Here is a 23,611-nt window from a genome sequence, read left to right as displayed (position 1 = left end):
ATGGCCACGAAACGCAAACTTTTTGAGGATGTCGGCGAGGCACAAACCACCCGTACTGTCGCAAAGACGGGGGTGATTGATGCTGGTCGTGGCGGCGCACGGGGTGCGATCCGGATCTGGCTGATGATCCTCTTTGCGCTGGTCTGTGTGATGATCCTTGTTGGCGGTGCCACGCGGCTGACCGATAGCGGGCTCAGCATCACCGAATGGAACCCTTTTAGTGGCGCAATGCCACCCTTGGATGCCGCCGCATGGGCCTCTGAATTCGAAAAATACCAACAGATTGATGAATTCCGCCTCCAGAACTCTTGGATGGAACTGTCTGATTTTAAAACGATCTATTGGTGGGAATGGGGCCATCGGCAGCTTGGCCGCGTAATCGGTCTTGTTTGGGCGATAGGGTTCTTTTGGTTTCTGGCGCGCCGCCAAATTCCAACAGGTTGGACGCCCAAATTGTTGCTCCTCGGAGCCTTGGGCGGCTTACAAGGCGCGATCGGCTGGTGGATGGTGTCCTCTGGCGTGACGGCGGGAACGGCGACCACAGATGTGGCCAGCACACGGCTGGCAGTGCATCTGGGACTGGCCTTTGCCATTCTGGGGCTGATCACATGGAACGTCCTGAGTCTTGGCCGGCCCGAACGAGACCTGATGCAAGCACGGCGCAACAAAGATGCCAAACTTTATGGGCTCTCAACGGGGTTGCTGCATTTTGCGTTTCTGCAAATCCTGATCGGGGCGCTGGTTGCTGGCATTGATGCTGGCCGCACCTATACCGATTGGCCGCTGATGGCTGGGCAGTTTTTTCCGCCACAAGCCTTCGCGATTGAGCCCATGTGGCGCAATTTCATCGAAAACCCCGGATTGGTGCAGTTCATTCACCGCATGACAGGATATGCTTTGCTTGCCTTTGGCATTGTCGTCTGGCTGCGGGGTCGTAAATCTGCCCATCCTCGTACGCGATTTGCCTTTAACGCCGTGATGGCAGGCATGGCGCTGCAAGTTGTAGTGGGCATTACGACCGTTCTATATGAGGCCGCCGTGCCCGTCGCGATGGTGCACCAAGGGCTTGCGGTGGTTCTTTGGGTGCTGATCTTGCGCGCACGCCACCTTAGCCTTTATCCCATTTCCACATCGCTCAGAGGAGCATGACCATGACTGCATTTGACGATCTTATGGCCTTTCAGCGTGACACCCAGGCACTGGCCGCAATTTCCGGGCGGCTGGAGTGGGATCAAGAAACGATGATGCCCCGCGGAGCCTCCTCTCAGCGGTCTGAGGAATGCGCCGCAATCGCCAGTGTACTTCATGCACGCCGCGTCGCACCGCAGGTCGGCGACTGGTTGGCTGAAATCGATGAAAAGTCCTTGGATGATGTGGGCCGCGCCCAAATGCGCCACATCCGCCGTGGCTATGACCGGGCCAGCAAAGTGCCCGCAGCACTCGCCGCAAAGATCGCGCGTCAGACGTCGATGTCCCAGGGTATTTGGGCCGAAGCGCGCGCTGCTGATGATTTCGCAGCCTTCGCGCCAACGCTGGCAGAGGTTATCGAGCTCAAGCGGGAAGAGGGTTTGGCACTGGCGGATGGCGGAAACGTCTATGACGCGATGCTTGAGGATTACGAACCCGGCACCACCGGTGCGCAGCTAGAAGCGATGTTTGGCGCTTTGCGTCCCGCCCTGACAGAGCTTCGCGCCGCCGTGCGTGCCGCTGAGGCCCCCGCAAAGCTGCAAGGGCATTTCGACGAGAGCGCTCAGATGAAACTGACGCGCCAATTAGCCAAAACCTTTGGCTATGACATGAGCCGGGGCAGGGTCGATAAGGCCGTGCATCCATTTTCATCAGGATCTGGCCAAGACGTGCGGATCACCACGCGCACCAATCCGGCCGATCCATTCAATTGTTTTTACTCCACCGTTCACGAAGTCGGCCATGCAGCCTATGAGCAAAACATCGACGATGCCTACCTGCTGACGCCGCTTGGTTCGGGCGTATCGATGGGGGTGCACGAAAGCCAAAGCCGCATTTACGAGAACCAGATCGGTCGGGGCCGGGCGCTCACAGGTTGGCTCTTTGCTCAGATGAAGGATGCGTTTGGTGATTTCGGCGTTCCAGACGCCGATGCGTTCTATGGTGCTGTTAACCGGGTTAATGATGGTTTCATCAGGACCGAAGCGGACGAGTTGCAGTATAACCTGCACGTCCTGCTGCGCTTTGATCTGGAACGCGCACTGATGTCGGGTGATTTGCAGGTCAACGATCTGGAAGCCGCATGGAATGATCGATTTGAGGCCGATTTCGGTTTTGCCGTGGATAAGCCGTCAAATGGCGTGCTGCAGGACGTGCATTGGTCGGTCGGGCTGTTTGGGTATTTCCCAACCTATACGCTGGGCAATGTCTATTCCGGCTGTTTGAACGAGGCCATGCGTGCAGCGCTTCCAGACCTTGATGCAAGCCTTGCGCACGGCAATACCGAACCTGCGACAGGCTGGCTCCGGGACAATGTGCAAACGCACGGCGGGCTTTACGAGCCGCGTGATGTGATCACCCGCGCAACTGGCCATGCCCCCAGCGAAGCGCCGTTGCTGGCATATCTTCAGGAAAAATTCTCCACTCTTTATAAGCTCTGAGCGGCGCGCCTTTCAGCCATAAGCCGTGGCCGAATGCAGGCATATTGTAACGTTTTATATCGAAACCTCTGGGCTCTCTTGGGCCCAGTAAGCAAAGTCTTAATCTATCTCTCATACTCGAAACAGAACTAGGTTTTGGATCAAGAGTGGGACGTAGCATGAAAAGAATGGTTTTGGCTTTCACCGGTATTTTAGGATTGATGGCATCAGGGGTGTTGGCACAATCCACGACCCAACAAGCTGTGTTGGGGGCATCCGATGATGCGGTTTATGGCTTGCGTGTGCAGGGCAGCAATGGGGTCATCTACAATTGCCGCAATGACATTGCAGTAATCAACGGCGCGCCCTCGCGCGAATGCGTCCGTGCCCAAAGCCAGGCAGTCGCAGGGGCCGATCTGTTTTCATCAGGGACAGGTATTGGGGCAGGTGCCGTTTTGGCCGGAGGCGTAGTTTTAGTGGTAGCAATCGCCGCGGGATCTGATGGTGACAGTTCAGCGACCAGCACAACCAACTAGCTGCCCGTCACGAAACGACAAAGGCCGCCCCAATGGAGCGGCCTTTTAAATCGTTTATGACCAGCGTCTTACTCTTCGGGTTGCTCGCCTTCTTCTTCATCACCTTGATCAGCGATCCAAGCGACGCTCACCACAACTTCACCGCGCCCGGTGTCAAAGACTTTGACGCCACCGGCACTGCGTGAGCGGAATGAAATCCCTTCGATAGGCACCCGGATCGACTGCCCCTTAGACGTAGCGAGCATAATCTGATCGTCGAGCTCAACAGGGAACGAGGCAACAATATCGCCGCCGCGCATTGCCTTGTCCATCGCCGTAACACCAAGCCCGCCGCGACCGCGCACGGGATAGTCATGGCTCGAACTCAGCTTGCCAGACCCTTTAGCCGAAATCGTGAGGATCAGGTTCTCGGATGCAGACATCTCGGCGTAGCGTTCTTGAGAAATTGTGGCGTTGGCCACGACCTCATCGTCTTCACCAACCTCGGTATCATCTGCAAGACCAGCAACAGCCCTGCGCATTTTGAGGTAGGCAACGCGCTCTTCGGATGTTGCATCGAAATGGCGAATAATCGACATCGAGACAACGGCATCATCGCCACTCAGTCGAATGCCTCGAACGCCGACTGACGCGCGGCTGTTAAACACGCGCACATCCGTCGCTGGAAAGCGGATCGCCCGGCCTGAATTGGTGGTCAGCATCACATCGTCATCATTTGATGCAATCCGCGCATTGATTAGCGTGGTGCCCGCATGTTCGTCCTCAAACTTCATCGCGATCTTGCCATTGCGCATGACGTTGGTGAAATCTGACAGCTTGTTGCGCCGCACCGTACCTGCTGAGGTCGAGAACACGACCTGCAGATCGGCCCATTCAGATTCGTCGCGGTCCACAGGCATGATCGCCGCAATAGAGACGCCAACTGGGATCGGCAGAATATTAACGATAGCCTTGCCTTTGGACGTGCGCCCACCTTGAGGCAACCGCCAAGTCTTAAGCTTGTAAACCATGCCATCGGTTGTGAAAAACAGCAGCTGTGTATGGGTATTGGCCACGAAAAGGGTCGTGACAACATCCTCTTCTTTGGTCTGCATGCCAGACACACCTTTGCCGCCGCGGCGCTGACTGCGGAAGTCCACAAGCGGCGTCCGTTTGATGTAGCCGCCAGACGTTACCGTCACCACCATATCTTCGCGTGCGATCAGGTCTTCGTCTTCCATGTCGCCGGACCAATCGACAATCTCGGTGCGACGCGGCACTGCAAAGAGGTCTTTGACCTCCTGCAGCTCGTCCGAAATGATGCCCATGATCCGCTCACGTGAACCCAGAATTTCAAGGTATTCCTTGATCTTACCGGCCAACTCCTCCAGCTCATCGGTAACTTCTTTGACGCCGATCTGCGTCAGGCGCTGCAGACGCAGTTCCAGAATGGCTCGGGCTTGGGCCTCGGAAAGGTTATAGGTGCCATCGTCGTTGGCCGTGTGGGTCGGATCGTCGATCAACGCAATGTAGGGCAGGATTTCAGCCGCCGGCCAGCGCCGTGTCATTAGCTTTTCGCGCGCTTCACCAGCATCGGCCGAGGACCGTATGGTCGCAACGATTTCGTCGATATTAGTTACAGCCACAGCCAAACCACACAGAATATGGCTCCGCTCACGGGCTTTACGCAGCAAATACGCGGTGCGACGTGCGACAACATCTTCGCGGAAATCAATGAATGACGTAAGGAATCGGCGCAATGTCAGCTGCTCAGGACGTCCGCCATTTAGCGCAAGCATGTTGCAGCCAAAATAAGTCTGCATCGGTGTGAACCGGAAAAGCTGGTTCATCACGACTTCGGCTGTCGCGTCGCGCTTGAGCTCTACGACGACACGTACGCCATTGCGGTCAGATTCGTCTTGTACGTGGGCGATACCTTCGATCTTCTTCTCACGCACTTGTTCCGCGATTTTCTCGATCATCGCAGATTTGTTCACCTGATAAGGGATCTCGTCGATGACAATTGCGTAGCGATCCTTCCGGATTTCTTCGACCCGCGTTTTGGCACGCACAATCACGGAACCACGCCCTTCAAGATAGGCCTTGCGTGCGCCTGTACGGCCCAGCATCAAACCGCCCGTCGGGAAATCAGGACCTGGAATATAGTCAATCAGCTGTTCGGACGTCAAATCCGGCTCAACAATCAGCGCGAGCGTGGCATCAATGACTTCCCCAAGATTATGAGGTGGAATGTTGGTCGCCATGCCGACGGCGATACCGCCAGCACCATTGACCAACATATTCGGAAAACGCGCTGGCAAGACGGTTGGTTCACGGTCTTTACCGTCATAATTGTCTTGAAAATCAACGGTATCTTTGTCGATATCTTCCAACAAAAATTGCGCGGCTTTCTTCATCCGCACTTCGGTATAACGGTAGGCGGCAGCTTTATCGCCGTCCATTGATCCAAAATTACCCTGACCATCCAACAGCACCAAGCTCATCGAGAAGCTTTGCGCCATCCGCACCAAAGCGTCATAGATCGCGCTGTCGCCGTGCGGGTGATATTTACCCATCGCTTCGGCCACAGGCCGCGAGGATTTACGGTAGGGTTTATCATGCGTGTTGTTGGTTTCGTGCATCGCATAAAGGATGCGCCGGTGCACCGGCTTGAGGCCATCTCGAAGGTCAGGAATGGCGCGGGAGACGATCACGCTCATCGCATAGTCGAGGTAAGACGTCTTCATCTCTTCTTCGATGGTCACCGATGGGCCGTCATAAACGGGCCGCTCGGGGCGGTTTTCATCTTCGTTTTCAGGGGTTTCCGGCGTATCGTTCAAGTCGTTTCCCAGCCTGGCTGATGTTCTTCTATATCTTGTGATTTTCTATATCAGACAGTCCATATGCGGTGCAATGCCTGAGCGCAAATGCCACAAGCCCGACTCGCATGGTTTTGCCAAGCCGTTGTAATTAGTAGTAATTAAATTCTGGGGCGAAATGGTCGGATTAAGCCGAACAACTGGCCCCGCCAAGCACGCAGAACTTGGAACAATGCGGATGGTTGAGGGCGACATCCTTTTCGGCGTCTTCCAAACTTGTGCCCAACTCGAATTCTGGGGAATAGGGCAACAGCGTACAAGCCAGAACCGCAGGACTGTCAGCGCCTTTGCGCTTTACCACCATGCGGGAGCTTGCGCACATCACCGCATCGGGCGATTTGTCCAGAATGTTCCAGCAAGACGTTGTGATTTCGGGCACTTCTGCGATTTCGTCCATTTCTGGGAATAAGACGGTCATGCCAGGATCATTCGCGTCGACTTCAAAGCCATGCCTGGCATAAAGTGCGCCGTACCCTGCGCGGCTTTCTGCCTCAGAATGTGCAAAGATTGACCGGCCGGCCACCGCCATGCGCAATCCGTTGTCACGCAGCCATTCCATACCCTTAATCGTCTTGTCAAACGCACCAACACCGCGTTCGAGATCATGGAGTTCTGGATCAAAGTGATCGACAGAAATGCGCAACGTCATCTGGCCGGGGAAGGTGGCCTCGAGCCGTTTCAGTCCATCCTGCATAGATTTTCGCATCATCGGGCGCATTGCGTTTGTCAGGATCAGAACCTTGTACCCGCGCAAGAGCGCCGCCTCGGACATCTCAATCATCTGCGGATTCATGAAAGGTTCGCCGCCGGTAAAAGCAATTTCCGAAACGCCCCAATTACGTGCCTCAAGCTGATCAAGATAGCTGCGCACTTCGTCGGCCGTGATATAAACCAGCGCGTCATTGGTCGGGCTTGACGCAATATAACAGTTGGCGCATTCGATGTTGCACAATGTGCCGGTGTTGAACCAAAGCGTCTGCGGATTGGTCAATGCAACAGTAGCGCGGTCTTCGCCATTGGCGGTGACCTTTGGGTCATTAAACTTGCCCATATTTGCGCTTGGTAAATCTTTCATCGCCAGTCCTTTAGGTCGTGCTTGGTCAGCCTCAGTTCGGTGCTAAGATATGTAGGGAGTCATTAAAAGCCCAACCATCTTGGCGCACAGACTTGTGATATAAAGGATATCGTCTATGTTTGCGCTAACAATAGCCCGATGTGATATAAAGGGCTGAAACGGGGCGCTGATCTGCCCTCAAGGCTAAGGAAAGTTAACGATGGTTTCGCGCGTAATTCCGGTAGACCCTTTTGACCTCGTGATCTTTGGTGGCACAGGCGACCTAGCACAGCGCAAGATCCTGCCGGGTCTATTTCGGCGTTTTTGCGCGGGTCAAATGCCACACGAGGCCAAAATCATCGGGGCCGCGCGCAGCGACATAGATGCAGATGGCTACCGTGATTTGATCCGAGCAGCGATCGCCAAATTCGGCGGTGAACAGGCCTGTGGTGACGCGCAGCTCGACGCGTTTTTGGCGCGGTTGAACTATGTCACCATCGACGCAAAGGGCGAAAAGGGCTGGGCCGACCTGCAAAAGCTGATGGCAGGCAAGGGCCGCGTTGAGGCTTATTATTTCTCCGTGGCACCATCGCTGTTTGGCGATTTGGCTGAGCGTTTGCAGAAATGGGGTATGGCCGATTCCCAAGCGCGCATTGTGGTCGAAAAACCCTTTGGCCGCGATCTGGAGACAGCCCGCACGCTAAACAATACCCTCGCCGCGTTTTTTGAAGAACGCCAGATTTACCGGATTGATCACTATTTGGGCAAAGAGACCGTCCAAAACCTGATGGCCGTCCGCTTTGGCAACATGTTGTTTGAGCCGCTGTGGAACAGCCAATATGTCGACCATATCCAGATTACTGTGGCTGAAACTGTCGGAGTTGGGGGCAGGGGCGAATATTACGACAAATCCGGTGCCATGCGTGACATGGTGCAAAACCACCTGATGCAGCTTTTGTGTTTGATCGCGATGGAGCCGCCCGCGCGGTTTGATCCTGACGCTGTGCGAGATGAAAAACTCAAGGTCATTCGCGCGCTTGACCCGGTTGAAAATCATCACATCGCCCGCGGGCAATATCAGGCAGAGCCTTGCAACGAGGCCGAAAACCCCGGTTACCGCACGGCTGTGGGTGATCCGCGCTCGCGGACCGAGAGCTTTATCGCGATGAAAATCCACATCAGCAACTGGCGGTGGGCTGGCACGCCGTTCTATATCCGCACCGGCAAGCGGATGTCTTCTCGGGCCTCAGAGATCACAGTGGTGTTTAAAGACACACCTCATTCAATCTTTGGAGAAGAGGCGGGGCGCCACCGCAATGTGCTGTCGATCCGGCTGCAACCCAACGAGGGGATCACCTTGGGCGTGACGATCAAAGAGCCAGGCCCAGGTGGCATGCGCCTGATTGATGTGCCGCTTGATATGACATTTGCGGATGCACTGGGATCTGAGGCTGATGATCATGTAGATGCTTATGAGCGGCTGATTATGGACGTCATTCGTGGTAACCAAACTTTGTTTATGCGCGGCGACGAAGTTGAAGCCGCCTGGACATGGACCGACCCCATCATCAAGGGGTGGGAAGCGCGACATGACGTTCCAAAACCATATGATAGTGGGTCTGACGGCCCCACAGATTCCAGCGAAATGATGCGCCGTGATGGCCGAAGCTGGCGAAAGGGTTCCAATGAAGATGTTTGAATACGCAGACCGCGAAATGCTTGCCATTGAGGTGGCAAACAATCTTGCGGGTGAGTTGAAGCAGAGTTTGTTGGTGAATGAGTTTGCCTCTTTTGCTGTGCCGGGCGGGACCTCGCCGGGCCCGATTTTTGACGCGCTGTGCGCGGCTGATCTGGATTGGTCGCGGGTACATGTCATGCTCACGGATGAACGCTGGGTGGATGAAGATCATGCGCAATCCAATACGGCACTTTTGCGTAATCGCCTCCTGACCAACCGGGCGGCTGCCGCGAAGTTTATAGCGTTTTACCGCCCCGAACAGACGGCCACCGAAGCTGCGGCGGACCTGTCAGAACAGTTGAAATCCGAACTGCCAATTTCGGTACTTCTGCTTGGTATGGGGGCAGATATGCACACCGCATCGCTTTTTCCGGGGGCTCCAGAACTTGAGGCGGCCCTTGCCGCCAATGCGCCAGCACTTTGCGCCGTCCAACCGCCGGGCCATGAAATCAGCAGGCTCAGCTTGACCGGGCCAGCACTGTCTGGCGCGATGTCGACGCATATCGTCATATACGGCGATGAAAAACGTGAGGCCCTTAACCGCGCCAGCAGCCTGCCAGCGCTGCAGGCACCCGTCAGCACCGTACTTTCCACCGCACATATACACTGGGCCGCTTGATTATGGATATATGGACAAAACTTAAAAGCCGCCAAGACGCTATTAAAGACCGTCCGATCCTTGCCCTCTTTGAAGGCACTGACCGGGCGGAAAATTTCTCGGCGCAATTGGGTGATATGCTTTTTGACTACTCCAAAACCAACATAGATGCCGATACGCGGTCGGACCTGTTGCATTTGGCCGAAGACGCCGGCGTTGCGGAAAAGCGCGATGCGATGTTTGCCGGCGCACAGATCAACGCCACCGAAGGGCGCGCCGTGCTGCACACCGCTTTGCGCAACCTTGATGGGGATCCCGTGATGGTTGACGGCGTCGATGTGATGCCTGCGATCCTTGATACCCTTGGGCGAATGGGTAAATTCGCCAACCAGATCCGCGAAAGTGACATCACAGATGTCGTCAACATAGGGATTGGCGGTTCTGATCTGGGGCCTGCAATGGCAGTCCAAGCGCTTGGGCCATATCATGACGGCCCGCGCTGCCATTTTGTGTCCAATGTGGACGGCGCGCATATTGCTGACACGTTGCGCGAGTTGGACGCGAAAACGACGCTGGTGATTGTCGCCTCGAAGACCTTCACCACGATTGAGACCATGACCAACGCCCGAACTGCACGTGCATGGATGATCGACCACGGTGGCGATCCAAAAACTCAATTTGCGGCACTCAGCACTGCGGACGAAAAAACTGCCGACTTTGGCATTGATCCGGACCAGGTTTTTGGTTTTGAGGATTGGGTTGGTGGTCGCTATTCCGTCTGGGGTCCGATTGGCCTGTCAGTGATGCTGGCAATTGGGCCGCGGGGTTTCAACGCGTTCCTGCGCGGTGGGCAAGCGATGGATATCCATTTCCGCGCGGCCAAACCGATCGAAAACCTGCCCATGATGTTGGCGCTTGTCGGCATCTGGCACAATCAAATTTGCGGCTACACCAGCCGTGCGGTGTTGCCATATGACGAACGGCTGGGCCAACTGCCCAATTACCTTCAACAGCTTGAGATGGAATCAAACGGCAAGTCGGTTCAAATGGATGGGACCGATACGCCGCGAGATACCGGGCCGGTCGTGTGGGGCGCTGCAGGTACCAACGGACAGCACGCATTTTACCAACTGATCCATCAAGGGACCCGGGTGATCCCAGCCGAATTCCTGATTGCGGCTAATGGCCACGAGGCTGATCTCGCGCATCATCACAGCCTGCTGATTGCAAACTGCCTCGCGCAATCTGAAGCCCTAATGCAGGGCCGTCATCTGGATGAAGCACGCAGGATCATGGCCGCAAAAGGCCTAAGTGGAGACGAGCTCGAACGCCAAGCCCGCCACCGTGTTTTCCCCGGAAATAGGCCCTCGACGACGTTGGCCTATCCGTTGCTTGATCCGTTTACGCTTGGGCAGATCATTGCACTTTATGAGCACAGGGTTTTTGTCGAAGGCGTGATCTTGGGCATCAATTCCTATGATCAATGGGGCGTGGAGCTTGGCAAAGAATTGGCCACATCACTGCAACCCATTGTGGACGGTGATCAATCTGCGGACAGCAAAGACCCATCAACCGCGGCGCTGGTGTCTTTCATCCATAAGCACCGAGCCTGAGTTTTTCGGGCAATAATACCCTGCTCAAGTGCGTCTAGGGCAGGGGACGCGTCACATCAATTCAGGTGCGCGCCCCACGCGGCGTGCCACCGCAGCGACTGTCAGTCCCTGCACGATGATTGAGAAGATCACGATCACATAGGTGCATGTCAGGATCAGCGGCTTCCATTCACCTGCGGGTAGGGACAGGGCCAAAGCGACCGAAATCCCGCCCTTTAATCCTCCCCATGTCATGATCCGCGTCACGCCCTGATCAAAGTTCCGGAACGGGCGCAGCAATGAAATGGGCACGGCCACTGCGACGAACCGTGCAAACAGCGCCAGTATTATCGCAAACATGGCAGTCAAAAATGTGTCGCCGTCAAAAGCGATCGCAAAGACCTCAAAGCCGATCAACAGGAACAACACTGCATTGAGGATTTCATCAATCAGCATCCAAAAGGCATCGACATAATGCCTCGTCTCCTCTGACATGCCTTTGGCGGTTCCGACATCGCCAATCAGCAAGCCAGCACACACAGCCATAATCGGGGCAGAAACATGCAGATAAACCGCCAGTTCATAGCCGCCAAAGGCCAGTCCCAGTGTCAACAGAACCTCTAGCGCGTAGTCATCGATCCGGCGCATGACCCGAAAGACCAACCAGCCCAGCGTAATACCAAGTACAGCACCACCCAGCGCCTCTTGGACAAAAAGCTGCAGCGCGCCGACAAACGCATTTTCGCCAGCGCCGTGATGCGCGTCGCTGGGAAAGGCGAGGCCAACCAACACCAGAAACACCACGTACCCAACGCCGTCGTTAAACAGGCTTTCGCCCGCGATCTTAGTCTCAAGCGATTTGGGCAGATCAGCGTCGCGCAACACGCCCAAAACGGCAACCGGATCTGTTGGCGATATCAACGCGCCAAAGGTCAGCGCCACCAAAAGCGGCATGCCGGTCATATAGGAGAACCCGAACCCGACAACGGCCGTCGACAGCGCAATCCCGAGGGTTGCCATCAAGAAAACCGCGCCCCATTGCGCGCGCAAATCCGACAGTTTGACGTGCAACGCACCAGCAAAGAGCAGAAGGCCCAGCATGCCTTCCAGCAGTGCCTCCGAAAAATCGATGCGCTCTACGATACCAGTAACGGTGTCTGCGATGCCCAATGCCGGCAACACGAGGTCCAACCCCAGCAAGACAAAGGAGGCCAGCAGCGACACAATCAAAATTCCGATTGCTGACGGTAGTTTCAGGAAAAGATAGTTTACCGCACCAAAGACACCGGCCATGACGATCAGCAACGAGGTGATTTGCAAGATGTTCATGCGCCAAATGCCTTTGCGTCTGGGTTAAAGCTTGATGTCGTAGGTGACCCAAGGTGTGCGGGTGGCGGTCCGGTCATAAAGCCCGCGTGCGCGGTAGTTATCCTCGGCCGTGATCCAGCGCACGACGCCCCATCCTCTGGTTTGCGCGACCTCTGTCACCCCGTCGATCAATGCTTGTGCTGCACCGCTGCCACGCGCGGCGGGGTCCACAAAAAGATCATCCAGAAAGCAGTTTGTGATGGCCCGCAACGGGCTTGCGAACGGGCGGTAATGGGTCAAACCGATGAGCGTGCCGTCCATATCAGCGACCAGACCAGCGCTTTCGTGATCGTCACTCATCAGCCAGCTAAACACCGTATCGCGCATTTCAGGGGTCTGAGGCACACCGTAAAACTCGGCGTATCCAGTATAAAGTGTATCCCACGCGGCGCGGTCTTGGGCGGCAAGCGGGCGAATTGTGATATCTGTCATGGTCATCCCTCCGAGGTCGCGTGATCAATGTCCGTAAAACGTTGGCGCACGGCATCAGGGATCGCCATCCGTCCGCTGCCATCAGGCGTTAGCAGCACAACGATGCAATCGAATTGCGCGCGTTTGGTTCCACCTGACCACAGTTGTTGGTTCAGCGAAAATGAGGTGTTGCGAAACGCGCTACAGCCGCAGGTCACGACATAGTTTTCATCCATGCGCATTTCTTGGATGTAATGGATGCTGCCTGATCGAATTACGATGCGTGGATCGTTGGTTCGGTCATAGCCAGAAATCCCGATCTCCTGCACATAACGGACCCGAAGGCGCTCGAACCACTCCATATAAACGGCGTTGTTGACGTGGTTCAACGCGTCCAATTCAGAGAAACGGACCTGATCGGCCATGGCCAATGGCTGCGGCGGTGAGATGCCCAAACGGTGTTGTTCATCTGTGCTAAGCGGGGTGTGATAGGCAAGCGTCATGGACCAATCAGTATGCCGCCTCAGCAAAGCTTGCAACCGCCCGTCTGGTTGACTCAACGTGCCGTGTGCCTGTCTAATGCTTAGCCGCAGAACGGGACGCTATTTGCCTAAGAAACCTAGAGTTTGGGAGACGTTGCTTCACTTGCCTCGACGGGAAGGAATGGAAAGCAAGGCGACCGATAGCTTCCTGCTTTCCAGTTAGCTTATGATCCTGCGTCGAAAATAAGCCGCATGGTGACCGGGCTCACGCGGGTGATGCTGTCGAGGCTGGCTAGCTCTTGAAGTTTACTAATCCCGTCATCCAAACCCGCGTCTTCTGTGCTGAGCATCAGCATGCCGTCGGTAGTCACCAGAACCTTGTCTTCGGACAGGCGCATGACAAAAAACACTGCATCAAGTTCAGTTTCCGTCCCCAATAGTGTCAGCGTCCCGGTCGTTTCAACGGTCGTAGTTTCAGCGACACCAAGTGCCATCAATGCCACCATATCAAGTTGCGCTGTAATCGTGGCGGACGGGGCATTGTCGAACACAAATTCCATCAACCGTTCATTTCGGATGTCGATATTTGTTTGAACAGACCCGAGCCCAAGTTCAATCGTCGCCAAACCTTCGGCTGAAACTGTTCCCGACACCTTGCCAAAGCTGTGGCTTTCACCCGCGTAATCGTTCTTGATCGATCCGAATGAGACATTTGACACCGCAGGGTCAAGGGTCCAGTTTGCCGCGTGGCCATCCGCATAGGCCGTGCTGGACAAGACAGACAGGGCCGTCGCGGCCAAAATGGTTTTGAGTTTGCGCATCAAATTTTCCTCCAATAGGTTTGGTCATTGCCCCGGTTCAATCCGGCGGCTGATGAGGTAACACCCGTGGGGGCCAGATTATTCGGTGGATCAGCAAAAAATCTCAGCACAGCGCTGTTGAAGACGGGCTGCCACAGATATATCGGCGGCTTTGGCGGTTTTGCATGGTGCTGACCAAAGACAGAACTGCCGCCGATGATTTGGCTCAGGCGGCATGTGAACGAGCATTGGTAAACGCCGCAAAATTTTCGCCGGGGACTGATCTGGACAGGTGGGTTTTTACAATCGCGCGCCGCCTTTGGCTCAATGAAATTCGGTCCCGCAAAGTTCGACGGGGTGAAGGCCTTGTGGCTGTGGAGGACGTCGACATTGCGGACGAAAAACCTGCGATTGAAGTGAATATTTTGGCGCGTGAGGTGTTAGATATTGTGCAGGCCCTTCCTGAAGCGCAAAGGCTGTCGGTATTGCTGGTCTATGTCGAAGGCTATACCTACAGCGAGGCTGCAACGCTTTTGGATGTGCCAATCGGCACAATAATGAGCCGACTTTCGACCGTGCGAAAGTTGATTTCGACCTATGTGGATGACCCGAGGAACCTGAAATGACTGGCAATCCAAAAGCCGTTTCTGACAGTGAGCTTCGCGCCTATTTAGATGGTGCGGCGGATCTTGAAGTGACCCAAAAAGTCGATACTGCACTTGGGCAAGATCAAACTGTCCAAGCGCGGCTCCATGCGCTTGATGAAACAGTGCCGCTCTTGAAGAAAGGGTTTGATCTCGATGAACTGGACGCGCCCGAGATGCCTACTTATTTGCGGACGCCCACGGCGCATGTCAGATCGCGCGCGATGCTTCCGCTGGCGATTGCCGCCTCATTTGTCTTGGGCGTGGGGGTCACTAGTTTGCTGCAGCCAAAGTCGGATTGGGTCGACAGCGTCGCCTCCTATCAAGCGCTCTATGTGACCCAAACGCTCGCAGGCAATGCGCAAGCGGTTCCGGTAACCGACGGCGTGCTCGCGAATGCCAAGGCGGCGCTGGACGTGGACCTTGGGGCTGCAACAAAGATTGATGGACTTTTGTTCAAGCGCGCACAGATGTTAGCAATCAAAGGTAAGCCATTGATCCAGATGGCATACCTTGATGAAAACGGCACGCCATTTGTGTTTTGTGTCACCCGAGTGGACGGTGCAAACAAACCTCCGCAAACATCGATCAACCATGAGCTTGCCGCGACAAGCTGGGTTCAGGACGGGATTGGTTACGTCTTGATCGGTGGGGAGAATAAGGCACAGGTGTCGGACCTGGCTAAGGTTCTCACGCTTTCCCTTTGACCATTTGCGGTTGGGTCTTCCAATCTGGCTGGTGGCCTTTATCTCAGTCTCTGAGTTAGTTGGTTTTTATGGACTAAAAATTCGGCGCTTGCCTTATCTGATTAAAACAGTCAGGTATGGACCTATAGAACGCCTCAATCCAGCCAGCCAAGCCGCCAGATAGGTCATCGTTCTCCCTTATACCGGAGCGAGCACATGATCCCAACCGACCACAATACACGCTGCCACCGTGTGCCCAGTCCCAAAGAAACACTGTGCAAAAGCGCCGGTTTTGATAACCATGAGCACATACTTCTGACAGCAGCACGGCTCTACTTCCAAAGTTTCGCAGAACCGCATTCTCAAAGCTGGATGCAGGCGTTGTCCTTGACGCAGGTTCATTTTGGCCAGTTCGATGGGCCCATTATTGCCATTCGGCTGCTGACTGCGTTGCAGGCGATGCGCTGTACGCGCCGTTCCATATTTGGCTTCAATGCACCGCAATGCGCAACTTGTTCCAAAGTCTTAACCGAACATGAACGGCGGTTTATGACAGCGATTCAATCAGTTCGGCGCGGTCAGAACAGCGTCGCTCAGCTTGAGATCATGCTTTTGTGCGAGGGCAATGAAACCGAACATGTGCTTGCGGCATTTATCGATCTGTCCTGTGTGCTGGCATGTGCAATTCCCGTGGCTGTTCACGACACCTCGAGACATGCACAGACTGGCTTGTCGCAATCCCCAAGCTGAACGGGGCTGCATACCAAAGTGATACGTTGATGGGCGAAGTTCAAACTAAAGGCTTATCACCAAGAAGAAAAATCCGAAAAATCTAAATACCAGACATCCCGCCTTGGCGGCATTCTTGCTGAGCATCTAACAGATGTACGGCAATACTTTTTTCAATCAAAGAAAAGCTGCATAGGGCGGATATCCACACAAAAGCAAGGTCAACTCTGCTTTTGCAACGGCTGACGTGTAGCCGCAGGTGAGAAAATTCAGATGCACGCAAGCCTTTGTAATTCCACAATTCGGTCATCATTTTGAAGCCAACCGTTGATAGCAACGCGTGAGCAGATTGACACCGATTAGGACGCCAACACGTGGCGCTGAAAATTCCTAACCAAAGAACAACGGCGATTAATGTCCTCGAAGGCTTGTTGCATTGGGCCTATGCCATAGCCAACGCGCGATGTTGGCGTCTAAACAAACTTGAAGATACCAATGTAGAATTGGTCGCCAGTGGGAGAAAAGATAGTGAATTCCGATTTGGTCTTATTTGGTGTGAGATCACCCCTTGTCGTAGATTACGAAATTTCCGCTGAAAGATGCGCCAGTAGGATCGCGTACGGCGTTTCTGTGTCTGGCCATCCCCGTATTCTGGGAGATATGCCACTTGTGGATCTGAAGGATATAGCGGGTGCCATGCGCCTTCCGGCTTTGACTTGTGCTTTTTCTCCGAAACGGAGGCAAGAACTCGCGCTGATAGCAGGTGAAGAGGATTTCGAACTAGCGGACGCTTTGATCGATCCAACTGTAATACGCCCCCCTCGATTACGGGTCGGACTCGGCAGTTTTATCAATGCAGGCGTGGTTATCGGGGGCGGTTGCGCCTTTGGTGAGGGCGTGTTGATAAATCGAAGCGCTTCTATCGGTCATCACACGGTGTTGGGTGATTACGTCAGTATCGGCCCCGGCGCTGTTTTGTCGGGCAATGTCCGCATCGGACAAGGCAGTGTGATTGGTGCCGGTGCGGTCATCCAATCCGGGATCAGGATCGGGGAAGGGGCCCTAATCTCTGCGGGCAGCCTTGTGCGCAAGCATGTAGAGGACGGCGCGTTGGTCGCGGGTAATCCAGCAAAAGTACTGCCGTTCCGGGCGCGCCAATCGTCACTCGACCTAACTGGGGGGGAATAATCATGCCCTTACCTAAAAAGTTTTGGCACTCTTTCGAGCAGGGTGGTCGAAAGGATTTCCTCGTTCTCCCAGATGTCACGTTGAGCTATGATGCCGCAGAGCAGGGCATACGCGAATGGATCGCGGCGTTTGATGCAGCAGGGCTTGTTCCGGGGGACCGATTTGTCTTGCGCACCAACAGCGATGCCATAGCATCAGTGGCTTTCCTCGCGGGCTTGGTCGACGGCATTGTGCCGGTCTTGCTTGAAGGAAGTTGTCCCGACCCGCGCCTTTTGTCGATCATTTCGACAGTAGAGCCGCGCTTGGTGGTTTCAGATGATGCGCTTCCGGATATCTCTGCCGAAACCGTGGCACGTATATTTAAATCACCCGAACAGCGAGGCGGACTTCGTGGGTTCCTAGGACAAAAAAAGTCGCTCAGCTTGGGTTTGGGCGATCACGCTGCGACGCGTTTGCCACGGTTGCCGGTCGATGATGGGCTGGCTTATTTGTTATTCACGTCCGGTACGACAAGCGCGCCTTGCGGGGTTGAGGTCAATCGATCGAACTTGGCTGCGAATCTTGACACACTAACGCGGCTTGGTGACATCTCTGCCGCATCGAGAATATTCAACGACATGATTTTGGCCCATACGGATGGCTTGGTTCAGGGCCCGCTTTTGGCGGCGTGGAACGGGGCGGCGGTGCTGCGTGCGGGCGGGTTTGATGTGCAACGAATGGAGGAATGGTTAAGCGCCATTCGCCAAACGCGTGCCACACATGTTCTGACCGTCCCAACTGTTTGGGCTATGATCGATAGATATGCCGCGCATGATGACTATTTCGACGCCCCCGAATGCACCATGTTAGTAACAGTTGCCGCAAAGATGTCGGATGATCTGTGGCAGCAGATTGAGACACGCTTTGGGCGACGGCTTATCAATCATTATGGTTTAACGGAAACGGTGGCGAGTGCCCTCTATTCAGGCGATCATCCCGAAATGGGTGAAATCCGTACGATCGGTCGCCCGATCGATTGTGAGGCGCGTATTGCTGATGGCCTTCCCGAAGGCGAATTGGAGCTAAGAGGCGACAATATCATTTCCGGTTATTGGCGGAATCCAGAACGAACACAGGCAAGCTTTACCAAGGATGGCTGGTTTCGGACTGGCGACCTTGCCCGCGTGCGATCAAGCGGCAGTTACGAGATATTGGGACGGTTAAAAACGGTCATCATGTCTGGCGGGGTTTTGATCAGGCCCGATGAAATCGACGAAGCCATGATGCGCCAAACCGCAGTCATAGAAAGCGCGACAGTCGGTGTGCCTGACGAAATGTTTGGCGAAATTGGCATGACCGCTGTGGTGCTAAGCGAACCCGTAGGCGAAATGGTATTAACCGAGCATCTGCGTGCCTTGATCGAGCCACGCAAAGTCCCCAAACGTATTATCGCGGTTGACCAGATACCACGCGGCCTGTCTGGAAAATTCCAATTGAATGCCCTCACAGAGCTCTTGATCGACGCAAGCCAAGCACTTGCAGAAACCAAAGGTGGCGACGATTTGTTAGCGACAGTTCTGGCGATTGCATCAAAGGTCTTTCGCACACCAGCCGAACAGCTTTCGTCAAGGACAACACCCGATGATGTCGAAGGGTGGGATAGCTTTACTCAATTGAACCTTGTGCTTTCAATAGAGGAACATTTCGACCTAAGAATTCCAGCCGCACGTGTCAGTGCTCTGCAGCGGTTGGGCGATTTCGCCGACGTTCTGAAAGACCTGAAATGAAGATCAACACACGCAACATGGTCCTGGCTTGGCTCTGCGCGCTTTGTGCGGCTTTGGTGGGGGCCACTGCAGTACTTCAGGCAGGACAACGACAGCTTGAAACGAGATTAGCTCCGTATGACACTGTTTTTCTTGGCACATCGTTGATGCGCTATGCGCTTCCAGTTCAGGGCGACGGCAGATCTATCCAAGCAGTTGACGCAAACAGTGCGCTACGGATTGGGCTGTCGCGCGGATCGGAAGCCGACCTCCTTGATCTAACGCAAGCGGCCGTGAACGCCCGAGTGGCGACGACTTTCATTGAAATCAACCCAATCGTGTCGCGATTTTCCGACCGACATCGGCCGTGCAGCCTCTGGAATGGACTGAACCATCGACGTGGAGCACTAAGACAGGCAGCCAACGCAGTGCTGAGAGGCGGTGACATCATCGTTGGCAACGAGCCGGCCAAAAACGACCGGTTGCCATCTGTTGACCTCGAAAGGCTGGCGGAGCTCTATCCGCTTCAATTCGACGTGCCTTGCCATCCCGGAAAATGGCAACAGATCCCAAAGTCATCAGGTTCTTCAAAGATTGTTCTCGTAGCCATGCCGCGCAGTGAAATTGCAAAAACCCGCATTGGCCCAGAAGGAATGATTGAGTTCGATCGCGCGGCAATACGCTTTGCTTCCCAACTGAACCTTCCTCTCTTCATGCCGGACTCTGATGTAACATGGTCCGAGGACCACTTTCTGGATCAGGCGCATATGAGTCAGCTAGGCTCTGAGCGCTTTCTGCAAGAACTTGGCCAGTGGTGGGACGCGCAGAAATGATGACGTTGGATCTTTTCACGGTCTTCCTTTTGGCATTCGCTTGCGTTCCGTTGTCTTGGGCGGTTCCAAAGGAATACGTGTTCGATGTTGTCGCCATTTGGACGGTGCTTTGCCTTTTTGCGTTGTCGCCTGCGACCGCTGTTTGGCTGATATTGATCGCCATTTCTCTGCCTTATGTTCTTTCAAGCGGAGCCAAGGCAAAAGGATTGGTCGCCGCGGCCACAATCACCGCGCTTGTATTGGGCCTCATATGGTCACGGTTTGCGCCGGGATGGGCGTGGATAGGTGGTGCATTTTTTACGTTGCGTGCGATCCATCTGGTCGTCGAATGGTGGATGGGCCGTCATCCCGCGCCAAAACTCCGTGAAAGCCTGCACTATTTCTTGTTTCTCCCGGTGCTTGCCGCGGGCCCCATCAATCGTCTTCCGCATTTCCAACATCAACTACGCCGCCGCCGATGGGATCCCGATAAGTTCATGACCGGTGCCGAGCGGGTTCTGTTGGGTCTCGTCTTTCTTTACATCATTGCAAGCCGGGTCGGCACAAGGTTGGACCCTGAGGTGGCGCAAATGGTTGCGGGTCTTGGTCCGTTTTGGCGTATTTGGTCGGCGTCGGCGGTATCGTGGGTTGAACTCTTTTTTGTCTTTGCCGGGGCGACCCATCTGGCTCTTGGCATTGCCTTGATGATGGGCCTGAAGCTCGAAGAGAACTTTGACCGTCCTTGGGCCGCACGCAATTTGATAGAATTCTGGACCCGCTGGCACATGTCACTCACGCGTTGGGTGCAAGACTACGTTTTTCGCCCCCTAACGGCACTCACACAGCAGCCAATCTTTGCGCTTGTCGCAGCGATGCTCGTGATTGGGCTGTGGCATGAATTCTCGGCTTACTACGTTATGTGGTCATTCTGGCAAGCACTGGGGATTGTCGTGTCCCGGCTCCTTGTCCAGCGCGAGATCGGAGCAAAGGTACCAACTCGCCTGATGACAGTCCTTGGCCCACTTGGCGTTCTGGCATGGTTGTCCGCTGCAAGGCCCGTGATCGGCCTATTGTTGGGAGATATTTCATGACACCGCTCACACGTTTTTTCAGCGACCATCTACCGGCTCGACTGGTTTGGCCCGCAGTTACAATGACATATGCGGCCGCGTTGTTGCTTCTTGTGCTCTTCGGCCAACCGATTGGAAACGAAATTATTTATATTGATCTGGAAACTGCAAAATGACCTTAACTTCTTCGTCTGAAAAACCGCTCCGCATCCTAACTATCGGGGCCAGTTATGGTTTGTTACCTGCCGCCAAAGTCGCAGCTGCGGGTCACGCAGTCACTGTTCTTGGGCGCGCTGAAGAAGTTTCTGCCATGAGGCAAGAGGGCGTTGAGATCGCGTTCTCTGATCAACACGTTCTGCGCTCCCCTATGGGCGATGACGGATTGTCACTGGCCACGCCAGACGGTGTAGATCCCTCCGACTTTGATTTGGTTCTGCTGGCCGTGCAGGAACCCCAGGTACGCTCCCCCGAGATCTCAAATTTGTTGCAGCGGATTGGAGACAAGGTACCAGTTGCGTCGATTATGAACATGCCGCCACCGCCCTTTCTGGATCGGATACGTTTTCTGCCCAAGAACATCGGGAAGGACGCATATGAACATCCCAGCATTTGGGAGCCGCTGCCGGCTGAGCGCATGACACTAGCAAGTCCTGACCCGCAGGCCTTTAGGCCGGATGCGGAACGGCCAGGTCATCTGCAAGTCACACTCGCTTCGAACTTCAAGTTCGCACCCTTTGCTCGAGAGGAAGATCAGGCGATCCTGGCGCGCGTCACCCGCGATGCAACCCGCGCCATGCAATCATGGGGGCGTCCACCGGTTCACCTGTTGGCCCGTGGGTCTGTCTTTGCTCCATTGTCGAAATGGCCGATGTTGGTGACTGGGAACTGCCGCTGCCTACGCGACGATGGCGGACCCGTTTCCATTCGAGAGGCCGTAAATGAAAATCTGAGTGAGAGCCGGTTGCTTTATGAGGCTGTGAACACATGTCTGGAGGCGCTTGGCGCTCCAAATTCATCCCTCGTCCCGTTCAACTCGTATTTGCAGGCTGCAGGGCAGCTTTCGCGGCCGTCTTCACTTGCGCGCGGTTTGGCAGCCGGAGCCACAGCTGTAGAGCGCATAGATGTCATCGTTCTCAATTTGATGCGTGAGGCAAAAAGTTCTCCGGCGGCGATAAACATCATGACGGGGATAAACGCGCGCATTACTGCGGCGCTTGCTGAAAACCACGTAAAAAGTCGAGTATCCTGAACCAGTCGGTCTGACCGCTCTGGCGCATGCAAACCATATTATTGGTATTTACCAGTCGCCGAGCGGGGCAATGAAGAGCGAAATTCGAAACTGCGACGGCGTATGTTGGCCGGCAAATTAGTGTGTCAGCGGCTCCCACAAATCCAGAATCCCATGTTTGACAGCGATCGGGCAGGGATGCCTCTTGCTATCCTTTGACCGCCCCAATGGGCGACATGAATCGAGCATGTTGAGCCCTTGGGCTCCGTCCACTAAAGAGTGCCTTGTTTCCTGCCTTGCAAGCCAACTCCAGCTTTGAATGGGGCAGGCACAGAACCACAACAGAAAACCAAATTGGGCTTGGGCTTAGATGCAGCCAGCATGTTTGAGACAGTGTGCTCAGAATTGGGACCCAGGTCCGTTCCCCTAAATAGCCGAGTATTCATCAGCGCATCGCGGGCTGCATAGGTGAATTCACATCCAAGTCCTTCACGCTACTCAAATGCTTCGGCGCCGCGTAGCGCTCATTGAAAGGTTAAAATCCCATGTGCTCCGAGGGAATCATGGAAGAGAGGCGCGAGATTCGAAAATGCGTCAACGATTCTGGCCCAGATTCGCGATTTTCATATTTGGGGAAATGTGCCGCCACAACCACCATCTCTACAACCTAAGGTTTATTAGTTTGCAGCAGTGGCAGCGTCGATGAATCGCCGACAGATTGTGGCGCTAATATGTCCAAAACTTGACGGTCTTGTGCTGTGTTGACGTAGGGTAAACAGTACCAGAGATGAACTGAGATCGTATATTTTTTTGATGCTAAACAAATCATACGTACATGGTAAGTTTTCGTGTTCAACAAATAAAAGTTCAACCAGTTGGCGACCTGAATTGCGCAATGCATAATGATTTCACCGCACATTCGGGGTTACCTGACATGTGCATGAGATCACTCTCGACTGTTCTTCGTCCCTTCAGTCGGGAGGTTTACTAAAGTTAACCAGTTCGGGTCGCGTAGCATTTTCTGCGCGGCCCATTTTTACCAAATCGGTGGTATTAGTTCCTTGAAAGTAACTAGCATGAAGCACGATTTCGTTCTCCATAGAAAAGGCGATCCAAGTTCTATCGTGCTGACACCAATGCACAGCAGCGATCTTGAAGAGCGGAAAACCAAACTAAATGCGATCATTTTGCTCGTTGGCATCTGGTTCGTTGTTGGACTGATAATACGAATATCAGCTGGTTAATTGCGTAGGCTTGCATCTAGCCGCGCCAATTCCTTTACGAAAACCCAAATCAAAATAAATTACTTTGCCTGATAATAAATTACTTTGCCTGATGCAGTCACAAAACAGCGCGGCTCTTCTGGCCATGCCTCAAAGGTGTTTTTGAGAGACCAGTTCCAGTGAACAATATCGACAATCCGTGAGGGCGCTGCCCTCGTTTGAATCCGCAGGCGTTTCAGCGAA

The 23,611-nt window shown here is 54.4% G+C and carries 21 protein-coding genes; 15 read left to right on the top strand and 6 right to left on the bottom strand.

Annotation, left to right across the window (positions count from 1 at the left end):
- From ctaA to C1J03_RS12435, 3 genes are all read left to right on the top strand, one after another.
- Nucleotides 1–1,149 carry a heme A synthase gene (gene ctaA, locus C1J03_RS12445; protein ID WP_114886887.1) on the top strand — a complete coding sequence of 383 codons (1,149 nt, stop codon included), beginning with the start codon at nt 1–3 and terminating at the stop codon, nt 1,147–1,149.
- A gap of 2 nt (nt 1,150–1,151) precedes the next feature.
- Entirely contained in the window at nt 1,152–2,627 is a 1,476-nt protein-coding gene (locus C1J03_RS12440) for a carboxypeptidase M32 (protein ID WP_114886886.1), read from the top strand.
- Between the two features lie 158 nt (nt 2,628–2,785).
- Nucleotides 2,786–3,142, top strand: coding sequence for a hypothetical protein (locus C1J03_RS12435; protein ID WP_114886885.1), 357 nt, complete (start codon nt 2,786–2,788; stop codon nt 3,140–3,142).
- 68 nt (nt 3,143–3,210) lie between these two features.
- Here the strand turns inward: C1J03_RS12435 and gyrA are convergent, their stop codons facing one another.
- Both gyrA and C1J03_RS12425 read right to left on the bottom strand, forming a co-directional pair.
- The gene (gyrA, locus tag C1J03_RS12430) at nt 3,211–5,961 is read right to left on the bottom strand and encodes a DNA gyrase subunit A (protein ID WP_114886884.1); all 2,751 of its coding nucleotides are present in this window, start codon (nt 5,959–5,961) and stop codon (nt 3,211–3,213) included.
- 166 nt (nt 5,962–6,127) lie between these two features.
- Nucleotides 6,128–7,075, bottom strand: coding sequence for a radical SAM protein (locus tag C1J03_RS12425; protein WP_114886883.1), 948 nt, complete (start codon nt 7,073–7,075; stop codon nt 6,128–6,130).
- A gap of 199 nt (nt 7,076–7,274) precedes the next feature.
- Here C1J03_RS12425 and zwf point away from each other — a divergent pair, with 199 nt between their 5' ends.
- Genes zwf through pgi form a run of 3 tightly spaced genes read left to right on the top strand, consistent with a single transcriptional unit; the run spans nt 7,275 to nt 11,003 of the window.
- Entirely contained in the window at nt 7,275–8,753 is a 1,479-nt protein-coding gene (gene zwf / locus C1J03_RS12420) for a glucose-6-phosphate dehydrogenase (protein WP_114886882.1), read from the top strand.
- Nucleotides 8,740–9,411, top strand: coding sequence for a 6-phosphogluconolactonase (pgl, locus tag C1J03_RS12415; protein ID WP_114886881.1), 672 nt, complete (start codon nt 8,740–8,742; stop codon nt 9,409–9,411). Before zwf ends, pgl begins: the two co-directional genes overlap by 14 nt.
- 2 nt (nt 9,412–9,413) lie before the next feature.
- Nucleotides 9,414–11,003: a glucose-6-phosphate isomerase gene (gene pgi, locus C1J03_RS12410; RefSeq protein WP_114886880.1), complete on the top strand. Its 1,590-nt coding sequence runs from the start codon at nt 9,414–9,416 to the stop codon at nt 11,001–11,003.
- Nucleotides 11,004–11,054: 51 nt separating this feature from the next.
- Here pgi and C1J03_RS12405 read toward each other — a convergent pair whose 3' ends face one another.
- The 4 genes from C1J03_RS12405 to C1J03_RS12390 form a co-directional block, all read right to left on the bottom strand.
- Nucleotides 11,055–12,311 carry a cation:proton antiporter gene (locus C1J03_RS12405; protein ID WP_114886879.1) on the bottom strand — a complete coding sequence of 419 codons (1,257 nt, stop codon included), beginning with the start codon at nt 12,309–12,311 and terminating at the stop codon, nt 11,055–11,057.
- 24 nt (nt 12,312–12,335) lie between these two features.
- A complete protein-coding gene (locus C1J03_RS12400) occupies nt 12,336–12,782 on the bottom strand; it encodes a GNAT family N-acetyltransferase (RefSeq protein WP_114886878.1) in 447 nt (148 codons plus the stop codon).
- A 2-nt stretch (nt 12,783–12,784) separates the two neighbouring features.
- Nucleotides 12,785–13,264 (bottom strand): acyl-CoA thioesterase, encoded by a 480-nt coding sequence (locus C1J03_RS12395; protein ID WP_114886877.1) that lies wholly within the window; start codon nt 13,262–13,264, stop codon nt 12,785–12,787.
- 203 nt (nt 13,265–13,467) lie between these two features.
- Nucleotides 13,468–14,064, bottom strand: a complete 597-nt coding sequence (locus tag C1J03_RS12390; protein ID WP_114886876.1) for a YceI family protein — start codon at nt 14,062–14,064, stop codon at nt 13,468–13,470.
- A gap of 80 nt (nt 14,065–14,144) precedes the next feature.
- Between C1J03_RS12390 and C1J03_RS12385 the strand changes: the two genes are divergently transcribed.
- From C1J03_RS12385 to C1J03_RS12345, 9 genes are all read left to right on the top strand, one after another.
- Nucleotides 14,145–14,669: an RNA polymerase sigma factor gene (locus C1J03_RS12385; RefSeq protein ID WP_441351138.1), complete on the top strand. Its 525-nt coding sequence runs from the start codon at nt 14,145–14,147 to the stop codon at nt 14,667–14,669.
- Complete coding sequence (locus C1J03_RS12380) at nt 14,666–15,394, top strand: hypothetical protein (protein WP_114886874.1); 729 nt, start codon at nt 14,666–14,668, stop codon at nt 15,392–15,394. The genes C1J03_RS12385 and C1J03_RS12380 overlap by 4 nt, the downstream gene beginning before the upstream one ends.
- Nucleotides 15,395–15,589: 195 nt before the next feature.
- Nucleotides 15,590–16,123: a hypothetical protein gene (locus tag C1J03_RS12375; RefSeq protein WP_114886873.1), complete on the top strand. Its 534-nt coding sequence runs from the start codon at nt 15,590–15,592 to the stop codon at nt 16,121–16,123.
- A 639-nt stretch (nt 16,124–16,762) separates the two neighbouring features.
- Nucleotides 16,763–17,290: a DapH/DapD/GlmU-related protein gene (locus tag C1J03_RS12365; RefSeq protein ID WP_114886871.1), complete on the top strand. Its 528-nt coding sequence runs from the start codon at nt 16,763–16,765 to the stop codon at nt 17,288–17,290.
- A 2-nt stretch (nt 17,291–17,292) separates the two neighbouring features.
- Nucleotides 17,293–19,056: an AMP-binding protein gene (locus C1J03_RS12360; protein ID WP_114886870.1), complete on the top strand. Its 1,764-nt coding sequence runs from the start codon at nt 17,293–17,295 to the stop codon at nt 19,054–19,056.
- Nucleotides 19,053–19,868, top strand: coding sequence for a hypothetical protein (locus C1J03_RS12355; RefSeq protein WP_114886869.1), 816 nt, complete (start codon nt 19,053–19,055; stop codon nt 19,866–19,868). Before C1J03_RS12360 ends, C1J03_RS12355 begins: the two co-directional genes overlap by 4 nt.
- Nucleotides 19,865–20,938, top strand: coding sequence for an MBOAT family O-acyltransferase (locus tag C1J03_RS12350; protein WP_162798530.1), 1,074 nt, complete (start codon nt 19,865–19,867; stop codon nt 20,936–20,938). Before C1J03_RS12355 ends, C1J03_RS12350 begins: the two co-directional genes overlap by 4 nt.
- Nucleotides 20,935–21,093, top strand: coding sequence for a hypothetical protein (locus tag C1J03_RS25345; protein WP_162798529.1), 159 nt, complete (start codon nt 20,935–20,937; stop codon nt 21,091–21,093). Before C1J03_RS12350 ends, C1J03_RS25345 begins: the two co-directional genes overlap by 4 nt.
- The gene (locus C1J03_RS12345) at nt 21,090–22,166 is read left to right on the top strand and encodes a 2-dehydropantoate 2-reductase N-terminal domain-containing protein (protein ID WP_114886867.1); all 1,077 of its coding nucleotides are present in this window, start codon (nt 21,090–21,092) and stop codon (nt 22,164–22,166) included. The genes C1J03_RS25345 and C1J03_RS12345 overlap by 4 nt, the downstream gene beginning before the upstream one ends.
- Nucleotides 22,167–23,611: the final 1,445 nt, after the last annotated feature.

The organism is Sulfitobacter sp. SK012, from assembly GCF_003352085.1.
Lineage (GTDB): Bacteria > Pseudomonadota > Alphaproteobacteria > Rhodobacterales > Rhodobacteraceae > Sulfitobacter.
Note: the sequence above shows the minus strand (reverse complement) of the source record. Positions and strands in the feature narration are given on the sequence as shown.